Genomic DNA, 22,281 nt, shown 5'->3' on the forward strand with positions numbered 1-22,281 from the left:
GTGTTTCAGACGTCCAGCTGCTCCACCAGCCACTGGATCGCCAGCCCGTAGCCGCGCGGCCCGAGCCCGGCCAGCACAGCCGTGGCCGCCTTCGACATCAGGGAATGGTGGTAGATTTCCTCGCGCCGGTGGATGTTGGAGATGTGGAACTCGACGATAGGCCCGGGAAACATCTTGAGCGCGTCGAGGATGGGGATGGACCGGAAGCTCAACCCGGCCGGATTGATCAGTATGCCGGAGCCCTCGTCGATCGCCTCGTGGATCCAGTCGACGATCTGGTGCTCGGCATTCGACTGGTGGAACCGCACGCTATGCGGCCCCGCCGCGTCGCGGCACAGCGCCTCGATCTCGGCAAGCGTGGTGCGTCCGTAGATTTCCGGTTCGCGCGTGCCCAGCCGGTTCAGGTTCGGACCGTTGATGACATAGATCGGCTTCATGGTTCGCGTCCTATCCCTGGTATCCCAGCAGCCGCGGCAGCCATAGCACCAGCGACGGAAAGAAGGTGATAAGCCCCAACGAAACGATCATCGCGTAGAGGAAGGGCATCGTGTCCCGCACCAGGTCGCGCAGCGGCACTTCGGCGATTCGCGTCATGATGAAAAGCAGCAGCCCATAGGGCGGCGTGATCAGCCCCAGCATGATGTTGACGACGACCATGACGCCGAAATGCACCATGTCGATGCCGAGCGCATGCGCCGTCGGGATCAGCACCGGCACCACCACCAGCAGGATCGTCGTGCCCTCGAGCACGCAGCCGAGCAGCAGCAGGATGATGTTGACCAGGATCAGGAAGCCGGTCGGCGACAGGTCCCAGCTCGTCAAAAGCACGCTGATCGACTGCGGGATGTTCTCCACCGTGACGACATAGTTGAACACCAGCGCGCCGGCGATCAGCATGCCGATCGAGGCGGTGGTGCGAGCGCTCGACAGCACCGAGCGGTAGAATTCGCCGAAGGAAACGCTGCGGTAAAGCACCACGGAAATCAGCAGCGCATAGGCGGCGGCGACGGCCGCTGCCTCGGTCGGCGTGGTAATGCCGGTATAGATGCCGCCGAGCAGCACCACCGGCATCATCAGCGACGGCAGCGCCCGCCAGGTGACGCCGGGCAGTTCGCGCACCGGTGTCGGCTTCTCGACCGGGAAATTCTTTCGCCGCGCATCGAAGAACACGATGACCATCTGCGACAGCGCCATCAGCAGGCCGGGGATGACACCGCCGAGGAACAGGTAGCCGATCGAGGCATCCGACACGAGCGCGTAGATGACCATGGGGATCGACGGCGGGATGATCGGGCCGATGACGGCCGTCGCCGCCGTCAGCGCCGCCGCGTAGCTCGCCGGATATTTCCCGTCCTTGGTCATCAGTTGCTGCATCATCTTGCCGGTGCCGGCCGCATCGGCGATGGCCGAGCCCGACATGCCTGCGAAGATGATCGACTGCAGGATGTTCACATGCGCCAGCCCGCCGCGGAAACGGCCGACGACGGCGTTGCAGAACGCCATGAGCCTGTCGGTCATCGAGCCGATGTTCATCAGTTCGGCGGCGAGGATGAACAGCGGAACCGCGAGGATGATGTAGTTCGAATACATGCCGTTGAGGAACTGCTCGGCCACCGTTCCCATGTCGAGGCCCGCGAGCAGCAGGTAGAGGATCGAGCCGGCGATCATGGCGTGGCCGATGGGCAGGCCGAGGAAGGCCAGCGCCGTGATGGCGACGATGGAAAGCGAGAATGGGCTTGTCAGGTTCATACGCCGGATCCCGCCTTGGTCGGATCGAATTCTTCCGGCGCCTTGCCGAACATGGCCTGCCACGACAGCCACAGATAGCGGGCGATGATGGCGATGACGAAGACGATGTAGATGGAATAGAGCCAGTCGAAGCGGATCTTCAGATAGGCGGTCTTCTCCACGCGCATGAAGGTCACATAGTCCCAGACTGCCGGGAAAGAGACGGCGTAAAGGACGATGAGGGCGAAGGCCGAGATGAGGAACATGACGCGCCGCGCCTTGGCGCCGACCGCCGAATAGATCAGGTCGAAACGGATTTCCTCTTCCTCGCGCACGACGAAGGCGGCGCCGAACAGCACCAGCCAGATCCACAGGATGACGCTGATCTCGTTGGTCCAGCCGATCGGCAGGTTGAGCACGTAGCGGAAGACGATCTGCAGCAGGAACGCCGCGAACATCAGCGCCAGCATTGCCGCCAGGATGTTCTCGGCGCGGCGGTAGAGCCAGCCGCCTGTCTGTTTCAGTCCGGGAGTCATGAGCCTATCCAGCGCAGCCGATTACGGTGGCGAAGATGCCGGGCCGCGAAGAGCGGCCCGGCATGATCGCATTCACATCGCGTTGATCTTATCGATCATGCCGGCCGGCCAGTCCTTGGCAAGGTCGGACGCCAGGTATTTTTCCTGCGCGAACTTGCGGAAGGCCGCGACATCCGGCTCGTACACCTTCAGGCCCTTGCCCTTGAAGGTTTCGACCAGTTCCTTCTCGTGGTCGAGATGCTTCTGCGTCGAGAACTCGATCGCGGCGTCCGCGGCAGCCTGGAACTTGGCCTGCTTGTCGGCGCCCATCTCATCCCAGACCTTCTTGGAAACCGCCAGCAGGTCGAAGCCGACGAGATGCGAAGTCATGACGATCTGCGACATCACTTCGTAGAACTTCATGTTCTCGACGTTCGGCAGCGGGTTGTCCTGGCCGTCGATGGCGCCGGTCTGCAGGCCTGTATAAACCTCGGCATAGGCCATCGGCGTCGGATTGGCGCCGAGCGCCTGGCCAAGGAACTGCCAGGCGTCGCCGCCCGGCATCCTGAGCTTGATGCCGGCCATGTCGGCGGGCGTCTTGATTTCCTTGTCGGGCTTGAGGCCGACCTGGCGCAGGCCGAAATAGGTCGGCCCGAGGATTTTCACGCCGAGCTGGTCCTCGGTCATCTTCTTCAGCTCCGCGCCCTGCTCGCTGGCGAAGAACGTCTTCAGATGCGTCGCGTCGCGGAACAGGTAGCCGGCGGTGACGATCGACCATGCCGGGATCTGCTTGGAAATGTCCTGCGGGGCGATGTTGCCCATTTCGAGGTTGCCGCGCTGCATGGCGACGAGCTCGGTGCCCTGCTTGAACAGGTTGCCGCCATAGTAGCCTTCATAGGTGAAGTCGTCCTTGATGGCGTCGGCGAACTTCTTCATCATCTCGGCGCGGATATCCTGCTCCGAGAAGACGGCCGAGAAGCGCAGTTTCGGCTTGTCCTGCGCGAAGGCAGGCAGGGCCGAGGCGATGGCGGCGGCCCCGGTCGCGGCCAGGAACAGGCGGCGGTTCATTTCAAGTTTCATGTCAGTACCTCCCAGTGTTGATCATGCACGATAATTTCAAAGCGCGTTGATCCGCTCGACCATGCCGGCGGGCCAATCTTTCGAAAGCGGCGATTCCAGGTATTTCTTGTTGGCGTAGGCGCGGAACGCATCGACGTCGGGCGTATAGACGTCCAGCTTCTGCTGCTTGAAGAAGTCGATCAGCTCGGCTTCCTGCTTGACGTATTCGGCGTCGCTCCAGGCAAAGGCGGCGTTCGCCGCGTCCTGCATCTTTTTCTGCTGGTCCGGCGTCAGGCTGTCGAACAGCTTGGCGTTGATGAGCAGCAGGCCGAAGCCGACATTATGGCCGGTGAGAACGATCTGGTTCGTCACCTCGTAGAACTTCATCAGTCTGTCGTTGGGCAGCGGATTGTCCTGCGCGTCGATGGCGCCGGTCTGCAGGCCCGTATAGACCTCCGCGTAGTCCATTGCGACGGGATTGGCGCCGATGGATTCGCCGAGGAACTGCCACGCCTCGCCGCCCGGCATCCTGAGCTTGATGCCGGCCATATCCTCCGGCTTCATGATCTTCTTGTCGCCCTTGAGGTTGACGTGCCGCGCCCCGTAATAGGCCGGCGCCAGGACAACGACGCCCATCTCGTCGCGCGCCAACTTCTTGAACTCCGCGCCGACGTCGCTATCGAAGATCGCCTTCATGTGCCTGGCGTCCCGCACCAGATAGGCTGCCGTCAGGATCGAGAAGGCCGGAACCTGCTTGGCGAAATCCGAAGGCGGCATCAGCGCCATCTCCAGGTTGCCGCGCTGCACGGCGACGATCTCGGTGCCCTGCTTGTAGAGCGACGAACCGAAATAGGGTTCGAAGGCGAAATCGGCCCCCAGTTCCTTGGCGAAGATGTTGACCAGCGCCTGCGAGCGTGGCGCATCCGCCGTCGTGGAATCGGCGAAGCGCAGCTTGATCGCCTCGGCCATAGCCGGACCGGCCATCGCCAGCACGCCGAGAGAAATCGCGCCCGCCAGCAGCGTCCGTCTTGTCACCCTGTTCATTCCAGTCCTCCCGTTTTCCTCCCGGCGTTTTCCCGCCGGCCAATTTCACGCGCCGAAACGATGCTCCGGCAGCCCCTGCCCGACGCCCTCTATGGCGAACAGCCCGCCAGCCTGCGGCTCCTCCGCGAGTTGTTCCGGGCTCAGGAATTTCCACGCCGTCGTCACGTAAAGCGTCTTCAGATCGCGTCCGCCGAACGCCAGGCATGTCGGATTGGTCACCGGCATTGCGATCGTGCGATCGATCCGCCCGTCCGGCCGGTAGCGGACGATCCGCCCCCCGGCGAAGAACGCCGCCCACAGGCAGCCGTCGGCATCCACGCACGCCCCGTCCGGCCTGTCTCCGCTGGCCGAATAGTCGGCGAAGACACGGCGGTTGGCGATCACCCCGTCGTCGAGGTCGAGATCGTAGGCGAAGCTGGTGTAGCGGCGCGTGTCGGTAAAATAGAGCGTCCTGCCGTCAGGCGAGAACGCGATGCCGTTGGAGACGACGACGCCGGTCTCGACGCGCGTCGCCACGCCGTCCGTGTCGACGCGGTAGAGCGATCCGTTCGGCTGCGACAGGCCGTTGTCCATCGTGCCGACCCAGAAGCGGCCGCGCGCATCGACCCGGCCGTCGTTCAGGCGGTTGTCGAGCCCGTGCTCCAGCGTGAGCAGGTCGCAGCGGTAGCCGGTATCGGCGTCGCGCGAGTAAAGCGTCAGGTCTTCCGCCAGCAGCCTGTCGCCGGCCTTGGTCAGCGCCTGGGTGCCGGCATAGGTGCCGGGCAGCGCCACGGCCTCCTGCGCGCCGCTTGCCGGATCATAGGATCGCAACGCCGGGTTTTCGATGTCGATCCACCACAGCTTTTGCGTGCGGTCGCACCACAGCGGCGTCTCGCCGAGGCGGTCGCGGCTTTCCACCACGCAGTCGATACGGACGTTCGGCGTCACCGCGTTCATAGCGCCGCCTCGAAATGGCCGGCCATGGCGCGCCGGTCCGCCGGGCGGCCGGTGAACAGTTCGAACGCGCGCACCGCCTGGTAGATCGCCATGCCGGTTCCCGGCAGCGTCCGGCAGCCAGCCGCCCGCGCCTGCGCGAGCAGTTCGGTGTCCGGCGGAAAATAGATGATGTCGGCGACCCATTTTTCCGGCCGCAGCAGCGCCGAATCGAACGGCGTGCCCGGATATTTGGCCATGCCCACCGGCGTCGTGTTGACGATGCCGTCGGCGGCCCGCACGGCGGCGGATGGATCGGCGCAGGCCTCGACGCGGTCGCCGAAGAAAGCGCTCATGCGCAAGGTCAGGTCTTCGGCGCGGCCGGGCTCGGTATCGACGATCGAAAGCCGCCCCGCCCCCAGCTGCATGAGAGAATGGCCGACGGCGGCCCCCGCGCCGCCGGCCCCGAACAGCGCGACGCGCCCCATCGGCGCGCCCGCCATCGATTCGTGGAAACTCTCGGCAAAACCCCAGCTGTCGGTGTTGTGGCCTTCCCTGCGGCCGCCCGCGAACACCACCGTGTTGACCGCGCCGATGGCGCGCGCCTCGTCCGACAGGGCGTCCAGCACCGGGATCACCGCCTGCTTGAACGGATGCGTGACGTTGAGGCCATGGAAACCGGCGGCTTGAGCGGCTGAGACTACCTCGCCGAGCGCCGCATCTGGCAGGCCGAGCCGGTCGAAATCGAGCAGCAGGTAGGAATAGGCAATACCGAGCCGGCGCGCCTCGCGCTCATGCATGCCCGGGGTGCGCGACGACTGGATGCCCCTGCCCGCGAGGCCGACAATAACGGTATCGTGGCCCGTTCCGGCGGCGCCGCGATGGTCGGCCACAAGTTGGCCAAGCAGGTCGACGAACGTGTCGGCCATTCCCGTCTGTTCCTCCCTCGGCGAGCCGCCTCCAGGCTCGCGGACGATCCGCGGATCGCCCTCTTCTCCCATCGCACAGTTCTTCCAGTGTCCCCTTTCAAGGCGCCATTCCTGTCAGGCGTCTCTCCCGGCGACTTGACTTCCCGGTGCTTCGCTTTCGCAGCGCTCTTGTCTTCATGCGGGACCCGCCGGTAAATGGAGCCGTCCCGATTTGCGGACAATGTACTAACTGGTTAGTTTAGTCAATTGCCGATGGAACTCGGTGGAACGGAATTGGCATGGCAGCGGTGAAACCCGGACAAAAGCCCAAGAAGGATCGGGGCGCGACACGCGTCCAGGACCCGGACGGCACGCGCCGCAACATCCTTGAGATCGCTTCGAAGGAGTTTGCGCTGAACGGCCTGTCGGGCGCGCGGATAGACGAGATCGCGGCCCAGACACGCTTCAGCAAGCGGATGATCTACTATTATTTCGGCGACAAGGAGGGGCTGTACCTCCATGCGCTGGAGAATGCCTACCGGCAGGTGCGCGAGGGCGAGGCGCGGCTCGACATCGAAGGGCTGCCGCCGGTCGCGGCGCTGACCCGCCTGGTCGAATTCACCTTCGACCACCACCATCTGCATGAGGAATTCATCCGCATGGTGATGATCGAGAACATCCATCACGGCGTGTATCTGGAACAGTCCGACGTCATCCGCGAACTGAACGTCACCGCCATCGACCACATCGCCCGCGTCTATGCGCGCGGCGTCGAGGACGGCAAGTTCCGGCCGGGCCTCGATCCGGTCGAGCTGCATTGGCAGGTCAGCGCGCTCTGCTTCTTCAACGTCTCCAACCGCGCCACCTTCTCGAAGATTTTCGGCCGCGACATCGGCGCGCCCGATCAGCTTGAGCGGCTGAAGCGCAACACCGTCGATATGGTGCTGCGGTTTGCTTCCAAGGCCGAGGTGCTGGGGGAGTGAACCTGGACAGGAAGTTCGTAATTGTCCTCAGCCCAGTTCCTGGGCGAGTCCGATGAGAAGGCCTTCAGGCCCGCGAATGTAACAGAGCCGATACACGTCTTTGTACTCGACGACCTCGCCTACAAGCTGCGCGCCGCGCTTGCTAAGCCTCTCAAGCGTGTCGTCTAAATCGTCGACGGTGAACATGACGCGGAGGTAGCCTAACGCGTTGACCGGGGCATTCCGGTGATCCGCGACGACCGCCGGCCGGATAAAGCGTGAAAGCTCGAGCCGGCTGTGGCCGTCCGGCGTGCGCATCATGGCAATCTCGACATGCTGGTCGCCCAGCCCGGTCACACGCCCGGCCCATTCTCCTTCGACCGTGGCCCGCCCTTCGAGTTCGAGGCCGAGTTCGCGAAAGAAATCGATTGTCTCCCCGAGGTCTTCGACCACGATTCCCACATTGTCCATCCGCTTGAGCGCCATTTCAGATCTCCGGTGTGCCGTTCCAGGTCATTCCAATCTAAACGTGCCCAGCATAAAGGCTGCCGCCCATTCTTCACAATCTGGAATTGCCTTCCGCCCGCCGCGACAGGAGTCCCTTCTCCCCCGAAGCGAGGTCGGATGAGGGGTGCTCCAGCCAGCGCAGCCCACGCTCCGGCCAGCACCCCTCATGCGTCTCGGCGCTGCACGCCGATCCACCTTCTCCCACAAGGGGAGAAGGCAACTCCCCACCCCGCCTGCGGCGCGACCCTTCCACAAAAGGGGACGGAAGAGGCCACACCTTCGTCATCCCGGGCGGAGCAGGCCGAAGACCGTCGCGCAGACCCGGGACCCATTGAGCAGGGCGGCCGGGTTCGAGGTTTGCACCATCAATCGCGAGGCGCGCCACCGCCCAAGAGCAGGAAGGCGCACCAACGCAAGGACCGGGCCGCGCCTGACTATCTTGCGGCCAGGGGTCCCGGATAGCCTCCGTTTCCCTCCGGCTTCCGGGATGACGCATGGTGCGCTCGGCCCGCTTCCGGATGACGAAGGGCATGCGCGGACCCCCGATGCTCCGCATCACCCTTGCCGCCCTTGCCGCCGTCTCCCACCCTTGCCGCCGCTCTCGCCCTGCCATAATGTACGAACCAGTTCGTACATTATGGCTTCGGGAGGGTCGTGGTGAAAACATCCATCGCAACGGTTTCGATTGCCGGCGACCTTGCCGAGAAATTCGCCGCCATCGCCGCCACCGGTTTCGACGGCGTCGAGATTTTCGAGAACGATTTCCTCGCCTTCGACGGCTCGCCGCGCGATGTCGGCCAGATGGCGCGCGACGCCGGCCTCGCCATCACCTTGTTCCAGCCATTCCGCGATTTCGAAGGCCTGCCCGAGCCGCAGCGCAGCCGCGCCTTCGACCGCGCCGAGCGCAAGTTCGACGTCATGCAGGAACTGCGGACCGACCTGATGCTGGTGTGCTCGTCGGTATCGCCGGTTTCGCTCGGCGGCATCGACCGCGCCGCCGCCGATTTCCACGAACTGGGTGAGCGCGCCGCCCGGCGCGGCCTGCGCGTCGGCTACGAGGCGCTGGCCTGGGGCCGGCATGTCTACGACCACCGCGATGCCTGGGAGATCGTCCGCCGCGCCGATCATCCCAATATCGGCCTGATCCTCGATTCCTTTCACACGCTGGCGCGCAGGATCGACCTCGCCTCCATCCGCTCGATCCCGAAGGACCGGATTTTCATCGTCCAGCTTGCCGACGCGCCGCAGATCGAGATGGACCTGCTCTACTGGAGCCGGCATTTCCGCAACATGCCGGGCGAAGGCGACCTGCCGGTGCGCGACTTCATGCAGGCGGTGGCGGCGACCGGCTATGACGGCTATTTGTCGCTGGAAATCTTCAACGACCAGTTTCGCGGCGGCTCCGCCCGCGCCATCTCGGTCGATGGCCACCGCTCGCTGGTCTGGCTGATGGATCAGGTGCGCCGGCAGGAGCCTGAAATCACGGCCTCCGTTCCGGCCATGCCCGACCGCATCACCGTCGAGGGCGTCGAGTTCATCGAGTTCGCCGCCGATCGGCAAGGCGCCGGGGAACTCCGGATGCTGCTCGAAACGCTTGGCTTCACCGAGGCCGGCCGGCATGTATCGAAGGACGTCACGCTCTATCGGCAGGGCGACATCAACATCGTCGTCAACACCGAGCGGCAGGGCTTCGCCCATTCCTCCTTCGTCGTCCACGGCACCTCGGCCTATGCGATCGGCCTCAAGGTCGAGGACGCCGCCGCCGCCGTGGCGCGCGCCCGGGCGCTGGGCGCGGAGGTGTTCCACCAGCCGGTGGGACCGGGAGAATTGTCCATCCCCGCCGTGCGCGGCGTCGGCGGCGGGCTGGTCTATTTCATCGACGGCAAGACCGATCTGGCCAGGGTCTGGGACATCGAATTCGCGCCGCTCCCCGCCACAAACGCTCAGGGCGGCGTCGGCCTGACCCGCATCGACCATATCGGCCAGACGATGGCGCAGGAGGACATGCCGAGCTGGCTGCTCTTCTACGTCTCGCTGTTCCAGACCACCAAGACCCCGCTGGTCGATGTGATCGACCCCGGCGGTATCGTCCGCAGCCAGGTTATCGAGGGAGCGGACAAGCGGCTGCGGCTCACCCTCAACGGCGCCGGGAGCCGCCGCACGCTGGCCGGCCATTTCGTCGCCGAGACGTTCGGCTCCGGCGTGCAGCATCTCGCGCTCGCCACCGGCGACATCTTCGCCACCGCCGAGGAGCTGCGGTTGCGCGGCTTCGAGCCGCTGGCGATATCCCCCAACTACTACGACGATGTCGAGGCTCGCTTCGGCCTCGAACCGCAACTGGCCGACCGGCTGCGCGCCGCCAGCATCCTCTACGACCGCGACGATCATGGCGAGTTCTTCCAGCTTTACGCGCCGACCTTCGGCGAGGGCTTCATCGTCGAGATCGTCGAGCGGCGCGGCGGCTATGCGGGTTACGGCGCGCCCAATGCGCCCTTCCGCATCGCCGCGCAGAAGCGGCTGATGCGCCCCAAGGGCATGCCGAAAGACGGCGCCGCCGCCTTCCTGTAGAGACGCCGGCAGAGAACACTTTGGCAACATTGCCGGGCTGCCGGACCGAGATTGCTGGCCTTTTCGCCCCGAATCACTACATTCGGAGGAAATGTCCGGCTTTCCCGACGACGACATGCCCTTCTTCGATGAACCGGGCGCGAGGCCCTCTGCCCCGTCCGGCGGGAAGAGTGCGCCCTCGGCCGCGCCGTCCGGCATCGCCGCGCGCGCCATGGCGGCCCGGCAGGGCGGCAACCAGCCGCCCGATTATCTGAACGGCCTCAACCCCGAGCAGCGGCTGGCGGTGGAAACCACGGAAGGCCCGGTGCTGGTTCTGGCCGGCGCCGGCACCGGCAAGACCCGCGTGCTCACCACCCGCATCGCCCACATTCTGGCCACCGGAAAAGCCTGGCCGAGCCAGATCCTCGCCGTCACCTTCACCAACAAGGCCGCGCGCGAGATGAAGAACCGCATCGGCCTGCTCGTCGGCGAGGCGGTCGAGGGCATGCCGTGGCTCGGCACCTTTCACTCGATCGGCGTGAAGCTGTTGCGCCGCCACGCCGAGCTGGCCGGCCTGCGCTCCGATTTCACCATCCTCGACACCGACGATGTCGTGCGGCTGATCCGCCAGCTCATCCAGGCCGAGGGGCTGGACGACAAGCGCTGGGCGCCGCGCACCTTCGCCCAGATGATCGACGGCTGGAAGAACAAGGGCCTCGGCCCCGCCGACATTCCCGAGGGCGACGCCCGCGCCTTCGCCAACGGCAAGGGCCGCGAGCTCTACAAGGCCTACCAGGACCGGCTGATCACGCTCAACGCCTGCGACTTCGGCGACCTTCTGTGCCACCCGATCCGCATCTTCCGCGCCCATCACGACGTGCTGGCGGAGTATCACCGGCGTTTCAAATACATCCTCGTCGACGAGTATCAGGACACCAACACCGCGCAATACATGTGGCTGCGCTTGCTGGCGCAACGGCCGAAATCAAGTGACGGCCTACCGGCCGAAGGCCGAGGCGGCGACCGCCGCCCGCCCGACGTTTCGGGCGCGCCCGCGCAGGCCAGTGAGCGAAGCGAACGCGCGGCCGCGAGCGAAAACAAAGTCAACATCTGCTGCGTCGGCGACGACGACCAGTCGATCTACGGCTGGCGTGGCGCGGAAGTGGACAACATCCTGCGCTTCGAGAAGGATTTCCCCGGCGCCGCCGTCATCCGCCTCGAGCGCAACTACCGCTCGACCGCCCACATCCTCGGCGCCGCCGCCCATCTCATCGCCCACAATGAGGGCCGGCTCGGCAAGACGCTGTTCACCGACCGCCCGGACCCCGAGGACCCGAAGGTCAACGTCCACGCCGCCTGGGACAGCGACGAAGAGGCCCGCGCCGTCGGCGAAACCATCGAGGCCTATCAGCGCAACAGGCACAACCTCAACGACATGGCGATCCTCGTGCGCGCCTCGTTCCAGATGCGCTCGTTCGAGGACCGCTTCATCGAGATCGGCCTCAACTACCGCGTCATCGGCGGTCCGCGCTTCTACGAGCGCGCCGAAATCCGCGATGCACTGGCCTATCTGCGCGTCGTCGCGCAGGGCGCCGACGACCTCGCCTTTGAGCGAATCGTCAATGTGCCGAAGCGGGGCCTCGGCGAAGCCACGATCAGCCAGATCCACGCCACCGCCCGCGCGCTGCGCATTCCCATGCTGGAAGCCGCCGCCAGGCTCGCCGAAAGCGACGAGCTGAAACCGAAGCCCCGCGCCGCGCTCCGCGAGGTCGCCGCCAATTTCGAGCGCTGGCAGACGGCGCTGGAAACCACGCCGCACACCGAGCTGGCCGAGACCATCCTCGAGGAGAGCGGCTACACCGACATGTGGAAGAACGACCGCTCGGCCGAGGCGCCGGGACGGCTGGAGAACCTCAAGGAGCTGATCCGCTCCATGGAGGATTACGAGTCGCTGCGCTCCTTCCTCGAACATGTCGCGCTGGTCATGGACGCCGAGCAGAACGAGGGCATGGACGCCGTCTCGATCATGACGCTGCATTCGGCCAAGGGGCTGGAATTCGAGACCGTGTTCCTGCCCGGCTGGGAGGAAGGCCTGTTCCCGCACCAGCGCGCGCTGGACGAGGGCGGCCGCTCCGGCCTGGAGGAGGAGCGGCGGCTGGCCTATGTCGGCCTCACCCGCGCCAAGAAGAACCTGCATCTGTGGTTCGTCTCCAACCGCCGCATCCACGGCCTGTGGCAGTCGACCATCCCGTCGCGCTTCCTCGACGAACTGCCGGAAGCCCATGTCGAGGTGCAGGAAGGCGGCAATTCCTATGGCGGCTACGGCAACCCCTATGGCGGCGGTAATTTCGCCGGTGGGCGGGGCGGCTTTTCCGGCGGACGCCAGAACCCCTACGGCGCCTCCCGCTTCGACACTTTGAAGACCGGTGCCGAAGGCATCGGAAGCGCCGGTGGCGCTTTCGAAGGTCGAGAAGGCCGGGTCGATGCCGGAGGCAGCGGGCACCCGGCAGGCGGCCGATCAGGCGCCTTCTCCAACACCTACGCGACGCCCGGCTGGGCGCGCGCGCAGCAAAACCGCACCGAGGCGACGAGCCGCAACTGGGGCACGCGCTCCGGCCACCAGGTCGAGCGCATCGGCTATGGCGAGACGGATTCCGGCTACGGCGCCGGACGCGGCTCGGTCAAGGGCCGCACCATCGAGGGCGAGCTGGTGGCGAAATCTGTCGCCGACACCCCCTCCCCCTTCAACGTCGGCGACCGCGTCTTCCACCAGAAATTCGGCAACGGCAACATTGCGAGCATCGAAGGCAACAAGCTGACGATCGACTTTGATAGAGCGGGGCAGAAAAAGGTTCTGGACGGGTTTGTGACGGGGGTGTGAGGTGTCAACTCTTTACTTGCGCCATTAGACGCGCGAGATAACGCTCTCCTTCTTCCGTCAGTATGATGCCTCGAAATGTTGTTCCTTTATCGTCCTCTTTCTCATCATATGCTATATATCCAAGCTCTTTGAATTGAAAAACACAAGCCTCCACTTGCCCTGGCTGAATATCAATATTTCTCTTTCCAGATCGATCGATAACTTTTAACCTAATATACTCTACTAAACTATCTTCAAACGGATATTTGTCCATCGAATTCATTTTTCTCATAATATATCCGTACATAGGGGGTGCAATTGATCGAAATATTTCATCCCATGAAACGTCCACAGCTTGCGAAACATACCTCTTCGATTCATCTTGAAAGAAAACATTAAAACGAAATTTGTCTGCCCCTTGACTCAATAGCGAGCGATCGATCTCTTTCGTCAACAGCGCACCATCACGAAGCCGTCTCTCAAGTTTCTTTATCTTGTTCGTAGCCTCCTCTAGAGAAGCTTCCAATTTTCGCTCTCGTATCTTGTCTTCCTCGCTCCTAGCTTGGTCGGATCTAAGCCATCCTACCCTTGGCCGTACTCGAGTTTCATGCATCAAGCTCTTGATGACGGCCATTCCCAACTCAAGCGGATCGGCAAATTTTCGACAGGTACGTGCCATTACCTTTTTACGAAACTCGTCAAGCTTGGTTCTTCTTTCCAGATCAGTCTCTACATATTTTGCCGCGACTAAATCTAAATTTGATCGAACAAAACCTAATACGGGAAGCCCCTGTTCAACCGCGTAATCATACTCCATTTCCGTGTAGCTTTTCCCAGAGGGGCCCAACGAACCGTATTTTCCTCCAACAATCACTATATAATAGTCTGACTCTTCAATGACTCTTTTAATCAATTCCCATTGGGTCTCGTCTGAAGCCGGGAACAGTTCCATCCCCGACGGAAAGTGACCGCCTTCCAAAATCGCCTGCGTAGCTTGCTGACGTTCCGTGCGTAAATCTTCGTAGGTAGATGAGACAAACACTTGGTATCTTACTGGCTGTGTCACCGGAAGCCTCCCTTCCCCTGGACATCCTTCTATTTTGCACAAAGCATTTCAATGCGAATACATGACATTGAACAGGTTTTTTAATCTCAGGCTATTATGCGGTTATTAGTTAGCCTGCCCTCAGTTGTCTTCTCCTGTATGAGGAACCTTCTTGCGTAAATTACATGCGTTTCCCTTTCCGGCTGTGCGTTGTCAGCCAGGCAAGATCGCGCTCATATCAACCTCTTCTGGGAGAAAGCGATTTCAGCGTCTTAGCGAGCGGCCGAGCCTGCGAGGGCGAGCGAGCCAAGTGCTAGAAATCGCAGGGAGGCCATAAGAGGCGCAACCTCTCTCTTCTTCATCCCAGGGCGGAGCCGAGCGGAGCGAAGGCGGAGACCCCGGGATCCATGCCTGAACGGCATGTCCGCGTGAAGCGGTGGGCGAAGGGCACCCGGTTCTGGGCCGCCCCGCATATGATCGATGGTCAGGCATGGATCCTCCGGTCGCGTTCGGCTTCGCCTTCGCTTGCCCAGGGTGACAAAGCGGCGCCGCACCCTCCTTCTCCCCCTGTGGGAGAAGGTGTCGCCCTTGTCGGGAGCGAAGCGAGCGACAAGATAAGGCGACGGATGAGGGGTGTTGGAAGGAATGAGGCGTTGACACTCCGGCCAGCACCCCTCATCCGACCTCGCTTCGCTCGGCCACCTTCTCCCACAAGGGGAGAAGGGAGGGTCAAAACCCCGCTCTATCCACGCCCCGCCGGTGTCCCCCATAATCCAGCCGCCCGTATGCCAAGGAGACGGCACTGGACTGGAAAATTGCAATCGAAATCCATCGCGAAGCGCTGAGGCGCATCCTGGCGGCGCTCGTCGCCATGGCGGGTTTTCCGGTTTGGCACGCTGGCGGCGGCGCGGCTGGCACGGATGCGGGCATCACCCTGCCGCGCCGGCTGCATCGCGCCGTGCTCGCCCTTTTGCGACCGGCCGAAGCCGCCGCGCGGCGGCTGGTCATTATCGCCGCGCGCGGCCTCGTCGTGGTGCTACCACCGCGCAAATCCTCACAGGAGGGTTCGGCCCTGCGCATCGCCGGCAGTCTGCCGACGCCGCCGAAAGCCGTCGCGCGCGCCCTGCCGCTGTTCGATCCTTTACCGCGCTGGACCCAACACATTTCTCATTCGGCCGTGCCGCGAATTTCCGTTCCCGGCTTCAGCGCGCCCTTCCCGGTCGCGCTCCCTTCGCCGCACGATCCGATCGGCGCGGCGCGTCTCCTGCTGCGCCTCGAGGCGCTGGGTTCCGTGCTGGACGACCTGCCGCGCCATGCCCGCCGCCTCGCCTGCCTGCGGGCGGCAAGGCGCCAGCCCGCCGCGTCGGCGATTGCCGGTCCGGTGCGGCTCAAGCGCACCTGGCCGCTGCGGCCGGGCCGGCCGCCGGGCTCCCGGCCAAGCCGGCGATCCGCCCATGCGGTTCACGCGGTTCTGGGCGATCTCCAGGGCCTCGCCGTCTGGGCGCTTTCAGACACGTCCTGACGGTCGGTCCCTCCAGCGTTGCGGCCAATGCCATCCGTCGAAGCATGTCGCTTGCCGACGGTCGTTTCCGCGCGCCTCTGCTGTCGTCATCCCGGAAGCCGGTGGAAAATCAAGCAGCATGACGCGCGTGGTCGAACGGACGAAAATTTCGATGCCCGTGTCGGCACCGCGCCTCCCGGAACGTCCTATGCATGGCCGTCGTTTCAGGACGGACAGTTTGAACCGCAAGGAGCCCCCATGACCATTCCGAAAAACACCATCTGCATCTGGTACGACAAGGACGCCGAGGCGGCCGCGAACTTCTACGCCTCGGTCTTCCCGGATACGAAGGTCGGCGCGATCCACCGTTCGCCGAGCGACAATCCGGGCAACAAGGAAGGCGACGTGCTCGTCGTCGATTTCACCGTCTGCGGCATCCCCTGCATCGGCCTGAATGGCGGCACGATCTTCAAGCAGACGGAAGCCTTCTCCTTCCAGATCGCCACCGACGACCAGGAGGAGACCGACCGCTACTGGAACGCCATCGTTTCCAATGGCGGCCAGGAAAGCGAGTGCGGCTGGTGCAAGGACAAATGGGGCGTTTCCTGGCAGATCACGCCGCGCACCCTGACCGAGGCGATGGCCGCCGGCGGCGCCGAAGCCAAGCGCGCCTTCGACGCCATGATGAAAATGCAGAAGATCGACGTCGCCAAGATCGACGCCGCGCGGCGGGGGTGAGAGCCCGGTTCGCCGCAGGCGAATCCATCGTGCCGGTGGCACGATGGAAGGGCTCGAACGCCGGGGAGCTGCGGAGCAGCGGGGGCCCCCGGCAGGGACAGCGGACGCGAACGCCTCCTACCTCCCCCTTGTGGGGAGGTCGGCGGGCAAGGCCCGCCGGGTGGGGGTGGATCAACGAAGAAGGTTTTTCACCCCCACCCCCTCTTGCAAACTTCGCTTCGCTTCCATCGCTCGTCCGACCCTCCCCACAATGGGGAGGGTAAAACGCTCCTCCTACCGGGCGAACCGCCTCGCCCCGGCCACGCACAGGATCACCGCCACCGTCACCGCCAGCATCAGCGGCGTCACCGGCTCATGCAGCAGCGTCGCCGCCAGCGCCAGGCCGAAGAAGGGCTGCAGCAGCTGCAGCTGCCCGACCGCCGCGATGCCGCCCTGCGCCAGTCCGCGATACCAGAACACGAAGCCGATCAGCATGGAGAACACCGAGACGTAGGCGAGGCTGGCCCAGGCCGGCGTTTCTATGTTCGAGAAGCTCGGCGGCAGGGTGAGGCAGACCAGCACGGCCATGACCGGCAGCGACAGCACCAGCGCCCAGGAGATGACCTGCCAGCCGCCGAGCCGCCGCGACAGCCGCGCCCCCTCGGCGTAACCGAGCCCGCAGGCGAGGATCGCCGCCAGCATCAGCCCGTCGCCGATGGGCGAGGCCTCCAGCCCCTGCGACAGCGCGAACCCCGCCACCAGCGCGCTGCCGGCCACCGAGAACACCCAGAAGATCGGCTTCGGCCGCTCCCCGGCGCGCATCACGCCGAACACCGCCGTCGCCAGCGGCAGCAGCCCGACGAAGACGATGGAGTGCGCCGCCGTGACATGCTGCAGCGCAAGCGCGGTCAACAGGGGGAAGCCGATGACGACGCCCAGCGAGACCACGGCGAGCGCCGCGAGGTCGCCGCGCGCCGGCCGCTTCTCCCGAAACATGGCGAGCAGGCCAAGCGCCAGCACGCCGGCGATCGCCGCGCGGGCGACGGTCAGGAACACCGGGTCGAACTGCAGCACGGCGATGCGCGTCGCCGGCAGCGATCCGCTGAAGATCACCACGCCGACAAAGCCGTTGAACCAACCGGCGGCTGACCGCTCCATGCCATGCTCCTTCGAAACTGCCCGCTTCGTATCGGCGTTCCGGACTGGCGAAACCAGAAACGGTTCGTTACAGTTCGTTCAAACTGTTATGGCGTCGAGTTCAGTACAGATGAGTGACTCCCTTGCCGGCACGCGGGTCGAGCATGTCATGCGAACGGTGCGCCAGCGCATCGCCGGGCGCAGCCTCACCGTCGGCGCGAAACTGCCCTCCGTCCGCGCCATGGCCTCGGCGCTCAAAGTGTCGCCCTCGACGGTGGTGGAGGCCTATGAGCGGCTGGTCGCCGAAGGCGCCATCCGCTCCCGTCCGGGCTCGGGCTTCTACGTCGCCGGGCAGGCGACGCCGCTGGCCCTGTCGGAGGTCGGCCCGAAGCTCGACCGCGCCGTCGATCCGTTCTGGGTTTCCCGGCAATCGCTTGAGGCCGGCGAGGCCAGCCTGAAGCCGGGTTGCGGCTGGCTGCCGCCGTCGTGGATGCCGCAGGACGGCATCCGCAAGGCGCTGCGCGCGCTCTCCCGCGCCGACGGCCCCGCCCTGGCCGACTATGGCTCGCCGCTCGGCTTGCCGCCGCTGCGCCGGCTCATCGCCCGCAGGATCGCCGAACGCGGCATCGAGGCGGCGCCGGACCAGATCCTGCTGACGGAGTCCGGTACGCAGGCGCTGGACCTGCTCTGCCGCCTGCTTCTGGAGCCGGGCGATGTGGTACTGCTCGACGACCCCTGCTACTTCAATTTCCAGGCGTTGCTGCGCGCTCACCGGGTCCGCGTCGTCAGCGTGCCCTATACGCCGACCGGTCCCGATATCGAACGTCTCGAAGCGGTGCTCGCCGAGCACCGGCCCCGTCTCTACCTCACCAATTCCGCCATCCACAACCCCACCGGCGCGGTGCTGTCGCCGGTCGCCGCCCACAAGGTGCTCAAGCTGGCCGAGCGGTTCGCGCTGACGATCGTCGAGGATGACATCTTCGCCGATTTCGAACACAGCCCGGCGCCCCGTCTGGCTGCGTTCGACGGATTGGACCGCGTCATCCACATCGGCAGTTTCTCCAAGACGCTGTCGGCCTCGGCGCGCTGCGGCTATGTCGCGGCGCGGCCCGAATGGATCGAAAGGCTGATCGACCTCAAGATCGCCACCTCCTTCGGCGGCGGCCGGCTGGATGCCGAACTGGTGCTGGCCGTCCTGAGCGATGGCGGCTACCGGAAGCACCTGGAACATCTGCGCGGCAGGCTGGCGCGCGCCCGCTTCGACGTCGCGGGGAGGCTGAGGACCATCGGCGTGACGCCCTGGCTCGAGCCGCAGGCCGGCATGCTGTTGTGGTGCCGGCTGCCGGACGATGTCGATGCCGCCGACATTGCCCGCGCGGCGCTTGCCGAAAACATCGTGCTCGCGCCGGGAAACGTGTTCAGCCCGTGGCAATCGGCCCGAAGCGCGATGCGGTTCAACGTCTCGCAGATGTCGGACGACCGCATTTTTCAGGTGCTGGACAGGGTGTTGCGGGGCACCGTGCAAAACCGCTGATGCGTCCTTTTCTTGACTCCACGCCAAAAACCGGGCTTTAGAAAACCCAAGGAGAGTGGGACTTGCCGCTTTTCGTGGCCGGAAAACGCGAATGCGCGCATCGGCCCGCCAGAAAAATGGCGGCGGCACAGGGATTGGTTAACCAACTTTGTCCATCTTTTGAATCAATCGGCAACAACGGCATGGCGCGGGGGCGCGCCGCAGGTTTGTTCGGCAGCGTCGGTCCTGAAGGCCGCGACGCCGGTTGAGAGAAAATTGGTTGGTATGGCGTATTTGTTTGTGAAGGGCGGACGTTCCGCCAGCGGCTCGACCCGCAAGCCGGCTGGCTATGGCAGCGTCCTGCGCTGGGCCGTGGTCCCCGCTGTCGGCGCCGGCCTCGTCCTGTGGTCGCTGGCTATGATGGCCGGCCTGTCCTCGGCGGCGAACACGCTGGCCTCGGACCTGAATCCGCATGCCCTGCCCTCGTCCACGCTCGCTGCCCTTTCCGGCGCGCCGCGGCACAGCCTCCGCCTTGCCGGCGCACAGCCTTCGGCTCCGCGCGAGGCCCGCGTCCTGCCGGGCTTGAAGCCGTCCGGCGTGGAAAAATCGGTTCGCCTCGCCGGCCTCGACGCTACGCCGCTTGCGCATATCCAATCCGCCGCCGAGCGTTTCGACCGCAAGGTAGCCGAGGCGGCGTTGTCGCCGGCCAAGCTTGCCGCCGCCTTCGCGCAGGCCGATATGGTCCTTGCCAGCGCCGAGCCGGCCCCGCCACCCCTGCGCGAGCGCTTCTCCAGCGGGATATCCGTTCACGGTGCGCCCGAGGCATCCCGTTTCGGCCCCGGCGTCACCGAGACTGTACGTTCGTCGCGCCTCGCATTGGCGCTTGCCGCCGCCGGTGAGGTCGAGGTCGCCCTCGTCTACCCGACCGCGATCGCCTCAGACGTGCCGGACGGCATTTTTGTGTCGCCGCTGGAACCGGTCGAGGCAGAAGGCGACACGGTCCTGCTCGCCGCAATTCCCGAGGCTGCGCCGTTGCCGACGCGTCGTCCGAAGCTGACCGAAACCGCGCGCGCCGAGGCTGCACCCTCCAATGCCGCGCGGCCGGACGCCGGACCACGCATCGCCGAAGCAGCCAAACCCGCGCGCAAGCCCGCCGAAAAGCCGAAACAGGAAATGCTTGCCTTCGCCCGTCCGGACAATCCCGATGGCGGCGGCATTTTCAAGAAGCTGTTCTCGGCCCCGCGCCCCCGCAAGGACACCGCCATCTACGACATCAGCGCGCAAACGGTTTATATGCCCGACGGCACGCGGCTGGAAGCGCACTCCGGCATCGGACGGATGGTCGACAATGTCGCCTATATCGGGGTGAAGAACCTCGGCCCGACGCCGCCCGACACCTACAGGATGGTGATGCGCGAATCGCGCTTCTATGGCGTCGAGGCGATTCGCCTGCTGCCGGTCGACGGCAAGACCAAGCATGGCCGCGATGGGCTGCTCGCCCACAGCTATCTGCTGCGTGGCGGCGCTGCGCAGTCGCATGGCTGCGTTGCCTTCAAGGACTATCCGAAGTTCCTCAAGGCCTTCAAGGCAGGCAAGGTCAAGTACCTCGTCGTCGTGGCTGGACGCGGCGGCCGAAGCCAGCCCGCCACGCGCATGGCCCGGAACGGCAACGACGCCTGATCCCAAGCCGGGAAACGGGCGACCTTTCAGCGTCACGGCGTTGTCACGCACCTATCATGTTGGCGGCCTAGACAGGCAGGCGAACGTTCCGGCCATGGCCGGAGCGCGGTTCAGCCGTCTATCGCCCATGAGAGGTCCACCATGAAGAATATCCACCCTCCGGTCGCGCGTGCCATACTCCTGGCAGCGCTGACGGCTCTTACGTCATCCGTCGCCCTGGCTGACAATTCCGCCACCGTTGGCGGCACCGCCTTCGTCAACAAGGGACTGGTCGGCGCCGGCCGTATCCCAGCCAACCAGAAGGACCAGTTCGGCGAGACCTTCGGTTCCGGTTCCGGCATGGCCATCGACCAGCAAGGCTGGACGCGCGACGCCAACGGCTACAAGGGCACGTTGTGGCTGCTGCCGGACCGCGGCTACAACGCCGTCGGCACCGTCGATTACCGCCCGCGCCTCAATACGCTGTCGATCGAGTTCTCGCCGGTCGTTCCGGGCGCGACGCCTGAAGCCGGCAGCCAGCAGGCCGGCGTCAAGGCGACGCTGACCGACAGTCTGCTGCTCACCGACAATGCCGGCGCCGACACCACCGGTCTCGATCCGCTCGATGGCGTCCGCGCCGCCGCCGGCGACATGCCGATCCTGCCGGAAGCCAACGGCAAGATCGCGCTCGACAATGAGGCGATCGCGCGCCTGCCCGACGGGACCATGTTCATTTCCGACGAATATGGTCCGAACATCTACCGTTTTTCGGCCGAGGGCCGGTTGCTGTCGGCGACGCAGCCGCCCGCCGCCATGGTACCGATGCGCAAGGGCGCGGCCAATTTCGCCTCCAACAATCCGGGACCCGGAGCGGCCGGGCCGGAGCCGAAGAACCCCGAGACCGGCCGGCAGAACAATCAGGGCCTTGAAGGCATGGCGCTGACGCCAGACGGCAAGACGCTCATCGCCGTGCTGCAATCGGCGGCGCGGCAGGATGGCGGCGACGCGCCCTCGACGCGCCAGAATACCCGCGCGCTCGTCTATGATGCGACCGACCCGTCTCAGTTGAAGCTTGCGCACGAATACATCGTGCCGCTGCCGGTCTTCACCGATGCCAAGGGCAAGACCACGGTTGCCGCCCAGAGCGAGATCGTAGCGCTCACCGACAAGACCTTCCTCATGCTGTCGCGCGACAGCGGCAACGGCCAGGGCCTCAAGGGCGACACCTCGCTCTACCGCTCCATCGACATCGTCGACGTTTCTGCCGCGACCGACATTGCCGGAACCGATTTCGACAAGGACAAGCCCGCCGCGCCGAAGGGCGTCGTGGACGCATCGATCAAGCCGGCAACGCTCACGCCTTTCATCGACATGAACGGTGGCGCCGAGCTGGCCCGATTCGGCCTGCACAACGGCGCGCCGAACGACAAGGACAATCTATCCGAGAAGTGGGAAGCGATGTCGCTCGCCAGCGTGCTCGACCCCAAACTGCCGGACGACTACTTCCTCTTCGTCGCCAACGACAATGATTTCCTGACGCAGGACGGCTATCAGGTCGGCGCAGCCTACAAGGCGGAGGACGGTGCCGATGTCGACACCATGTTCCTCGTCTATCAGGTCACCCTGCCAGGGTTGACGACGCACGCATCCCAGTAACGTCAGATTTG

At 64.8% G+C, this 22,281-nt stretch carries 19 protein-coding genes; 9 read left to right on the top strand and 10 right to left on the bottom strand.

Features of this window, described 5'->3' with window-relative positions:
• Positions 1 to 5: 5 nt before the first annotated feature.
• The 7 genes from ASD44_RS07910 to ASD44_RS07940 all read right to left on the bottom strand — a co-directional run bounded on the left by ASD44_RS07910 (position 6) and on the right by ASD44_RS07940 (position 6,187).
• Entirely contained in the window at positions 6 to 437 is a 432-nt protein-coding gene (locus tag ASD44_RS07910; RefSeq protein WP_056110453.1) for a type II 3-dehydroquinate dehydratase, read from the bottom strand.
• 10 nt (positions 438 to 447) lie between these two features.
• On the bottom strand, positions 448 to 1,749 hold the full coding sequence (locus tag ASD44_RS07915) for a TRAP transporter large permease (RefSeq protein ID WP_056110455.1): 1,302 nt from the start codon (positions 1,747 to 1,749) through the stop codon (positions 448 to 450).
• Positions 1,746 to 2,264, bottom strand: coding sequence for a TRAP transporter small permease subunit (locus ASD44_RS07920; RefSeq protein WP_056110457.1), 519 nt, complete (start codon positions 2,262 to 2,264; stop codon positions 1,746 to 1,748). Before ASD44_RS07920 ends, ASD44_RS07915 begins: the two co-directional genes overlap by 4 nt.
• A gap of 72 nt (positions 2,265 to 2,336) precedes the next feature.
• A complete protein-coding gene (dctP, locus tag ASD44_RS07925) occupies positions 2,337 to 3,323 on the bottom strand; it encodes a TRAP transporter substrate-binding protein DctP (protein ID WP_056110459.1) in 987 nt (328 codons plus the stop codon).
• Between the two features lie 36 nt (positions 3,324 to 3,359).
• Positions 3,360 to 4,346, bottom strand: a complete 987-nt coding sequence (gene dctP / locus ASD44_RS07930) for a TRAP transporter substrate-binding protein DctP (RefSeq protein ID WP_056110461.1) — start codon at positions 4,344 to 4,346, stop codon at positions 3,360 to 3,362.
• Between the two features lie 45 nt (positions 4,347 to 4,391).
• On the bottom strand, positions 4,392 to 5,282 hold the full coding sequence (locus ASD44_RS07935; RefSeq protein WP_056110463.1) for an SMP-30/gluconolactonase/LRE family protein: 891 nt from the start codon (positions 5,280 to 5,282) through the stop codon (positions 4,392 to 4,394).
• Positions 5,279 to 6,187, bottom strand: a complete 909-nt coding sequence (locus ASD44_RS07940) for a shikimate dehydrogenase (RefSeq protein WP_082542557.1) — start codon at positions 6,185 to 6,187, stop codon at positions 5,279 to 5,281. Before ASD44_RS07940 ends, ASD44_RS07935 begins: the two co-directional genes overlap by 4 nt.
• Positions 6,188 to 6,465: 278 nt before the next feature.
• Here ASD44_RS07940 and ASD44_RS07945 point away from each other — a divergent pair, with 278 nt between their 5' ends.
• Positions 6,466 to 7,149, top strand: a complete 684-nt coding sequence (locus ASD44_RS07945; protein ID WP_056110465.1) for a TetR/AcrR family transcriptional regulator — start codon at positions 6,466 to 6,468, stop codon at positions 7,147 to 7,149.
• Between the two features lie 27 nt (positions 7,150 to 7,176).
• Here the strand turns inward: ASD44_RS07945 and ASD44_RS07950 are convergent, their stop codons facing one another.
• The gene (locus ASD44_RS07950; RefSeq protein ID WP_056110467.1) at positions 7,177 to 7,614 is read right to left on the bottom strand and encodes a VOC family protein; all 438 of its coding nucleotides are present in this window, start codon (positions 7,612 to 7,614) and stop codon (positions 7,177 to 7,179) included.
• 678 nt (positions 7,615 to 8,292) lie between these two features.
• On the opposite strand from ASD44_RS07950, the gene ASD44_RS07955 reads away from it, so the two are divergent.
• Together ASD44_RS07955 and ASD44_RS07960 are read left to right on the top strand one after the other, a co-directional pair.
• A complete protein-coding gene (locus ASD44_RS07955) occupies positions 8,293 to 10,203 on the top strand; it encodes a sugar phosphate isomerase/epimerase and 4-hydroxyphenylpyruvate domain-containing protein (RefSeq protein ID WP_056115688.1) in 1,911 nt (636 codons plus the stop codon).
• A gap of 91 nt (positions 10,204 to 10,294) precedes the next feature.
• Positions 10,295 to 13,063, top strand: a complete 2,769-nt coding sequence (locus tag ASD44_RS07960) for a UvrD-helicase domain-containing protein (RefSeq protein ID WP_056110469.1) — start codon at positions 10,295 to 10,297, stop codon at positions 13,061 to 13,063.
• 4 nt (positions 13,064 to 13,067) lie between these two features.
• Here the strand turns inward: ASD44_RS07960 and ASD44_RS07965 are convergent, their stop codons facing one another.
• Positions 13,068 to 14,108 carry a DUF4062 domain-containing protein gene (locus tag ASD44_RS07965; protein ID WP_162246418.1) on the bottom strand — a complete coding sequence of 347 codons (1,041 nt, stop codon included), beginning with the start codon at positions 14,106 to 14,108 and terminating at the stop codon, positions 13,068 to 13,070.
• Positions 14,109 to 14,958: 850 nt separating this feature from the next.
• Between ASD44_RS07965 and ASD44_RS07970 the strand changes: the two genes are divergently transcribed.
• Both ASD44_RS07970 and ASD44_RS07975 read left to right on the top strand, forming a co-directional pair.
• Positions 14,959 to 15,609 carry a hypothetical protein gene (locus tag ASD44_RS07970; protein ID WP_056110473.1) on the top strand — a complete coding sequence of 217 codons (651 nt, stop codon included), beginning with the start codon at positions 14,959 to 14,961 and terminating at the stop codon, positions 15,607 to 15,609.
• Positions 15,610 to 15,852: 243 nt separating this feature from the next.
• Positions 15,853 to 16,326, top strand: a complete 474-nt coding sequence (locus ASD44_RS07975; RefSeq protein WP_200946454.1) for a VOC family protein — start codon at positions 15,853 to 15,855, stop codon at positions 16,324 to 16,326.
• A gap of 273 nt (positions 16,327 to 16,599) precedes the next feature.
• On the opposite strand, the gene ASD44_RS07980 is transcribed toward ASD44_RS07975, so the two are convergent.
• On the bottom strand, positions 16,600 to 17,463 hold the full coding sequence (locus ASD44_RS07980; protein ID WP_056110476.1) for a DMT family transporter: 864 nt from the start codon (positions 17,461 to 17,463) through the stop codon (positions 16,600 to 16,602).
• Between the two features lie 88 nt (positions 17,464 to 17,551).
• Between ASD44_RS07980 and ASD44_RS07985 the strand changes: the two genes are divergently transcribed.
• The 4 genes from ASD44_RS07985 to ASD44_RS07995 all read left to right on the top strand — a co-directional run bounded on the left by ASD44_RS07985 (position 17,552) and on the right by ASD44_RS07995 (position 22,270).
• Entirely contained in the window at positions 17,552 to 18,976 is a 1,425-nt protein-coding gene (locus ASD44_RS07985; RefSeq protein WP_082542413.1) for a PLP-dependent aminotransferase family protein, read from the top strand.
• A 62-nt stretch (positions 18,977 to 19,038) separates the two neighbouring features.
• Positions 19,039 to 19,224, top strand: coding sequence for a hypothetical protein (locus ASD44_RS18355; protein ID WP_156459810.1), 186 nt, complete (start codon positions 19,039 to 19,041; stop codon positions 19,222 to 19,224).
• A 16-nt stretch (positions 19,225 to 19,240) separates the two neighbouring features.
• Complete coding sequence (locus ASD44_RS07990; RefSeq protein ID WP_056110479.1) at positions 19,241 to 20,635, top strand: DUF2778 domain-containing protein; 1,395 nt, start codon at positions 19,241 to 19,243, stop codon at positions 20,633 to 20,635.
• 141 nt (positions 20,636 to 20,776) lie between these two features.
• Entirely contained in the window at positions 20,777 to 22,270 is a 1,494-nt protein-coding gene (locus tag ASD44_RS07995; RefSeq protein ID WP_056110481.1) for an esterase-like activity of phytase family protein, read from the top strand.
• Positions 22,271 to 22,281: the final 11 nt, after the last annotated feature.

Source organism: Mesorhizobium sp. Root554, from assembly GCF_001427025.1.
GTDB lineage: Bacteria > Pseudomonadota > Alphaproteobacteria > Rhizobiales > Rhizobiaceae > Mesorhizobium.

Coding starts and splice junctions, on each gene's coding strand:
- ASD44_RS07910 (WP_056110453.1), bottom strand. CDS start 437: ATGAAGCCGATCTATGTCATCAACGGTCCGAACCTGAACCGGCTGGGC.
- ASD44_RS07915 (WP_056110455.1), bottom strand. CDS start 1,749: ATGAACCTGACAAGCCCATTCTCGCTTTCCATCGTCGCCATCACGGCG.
- ASD44_RS07920 (WP_056110457.1), bottom strand. CDS start 2,264: ATGACTCCCGGACTGAAACAGACAGGCGGCTGGCTCTACCGCCGCGCC.
- dctP (WP_056110459.1), bottom strand. CDS start 3,323: ATGAAACTTGAAATGAACCGCCGCCTGTTCCTGGCCGCGACCGGGGCC.
- dctP (WP_056110461.1), bottom strand. CDS start 4,346: ATGAACAGGGTGACAAGACGGACGCTGCTGGCGGGCGCGATTTCTCTC.
- ASD44_RS07935 (WP_056110463.1), bottom strand. CDS start 5,282: ATGAACGCGGTGACGCCGAACGTCCGTATCGACTGCGTGGTGGAAAGC.
- ASD44_RS07940 (WP_082542557.1), bottom strand. CDS start 6,187: ATGGCCGACACGTTCGTCGACCTGCTTGGCCAACTTGTGGCCGACCAT.
- ASD44_RS07945 (WP_056110465.1), top strand. CDS start 6,466: ATGGCAGCGGTGAAACCCGGACAAAAGCCCAAGAAGGATCGGGGCGCG.
- ASD44_RS07950 (WP_056110467.1), bottom strand. CDS start 7,614: ATGGCGCTCAAGCGGATGGACAATGTGGGAATCGTGGTCGAAGACCTC.
- ASD44_RS07960 (WP_056110469.1), top strand. CDS start 10,295: ATGTCCGGCTTTCCCGACGACGACATGCCCTTCTTCGATGAACCGGGC.
- ASD44_RS07970 (WP_056110473.1), top strand. CDS start 14,959: ATGGCGGGTTTTCCGGTTTGGCACGCTGGCGGCGGCGCGGCTGGCACG.
- ASD44_RS07980 (WP_056110476.1), bottom strand. CDS start 17,463: ATGGAGCGGTCAGCCGCCGGTTGGTTCAACGGCTTTGTCGGCGTGGTG.
- ASD44_RS07985 (WP_082542413.1), top strand. CDS start 17,552: ATGGCGTCGAGTTCAGTACAGATGAGTGACTCCCTTGCCGGCACGCGG.
- ASD44_RS07990 (WP_056110479.1), top strand. CDS start 19,241: ATGGCGTATTTGTTTGTGAAGGGCGGACGTTCCGCCAGCGGCTCGACC.
- ASD44_RS07995 (WP_056110481.1), top strand. CDS start 20,777: ATGAAGAATATCCACCCTCCGGTCGCGCGTGCCATACTCCTGGCAGCG.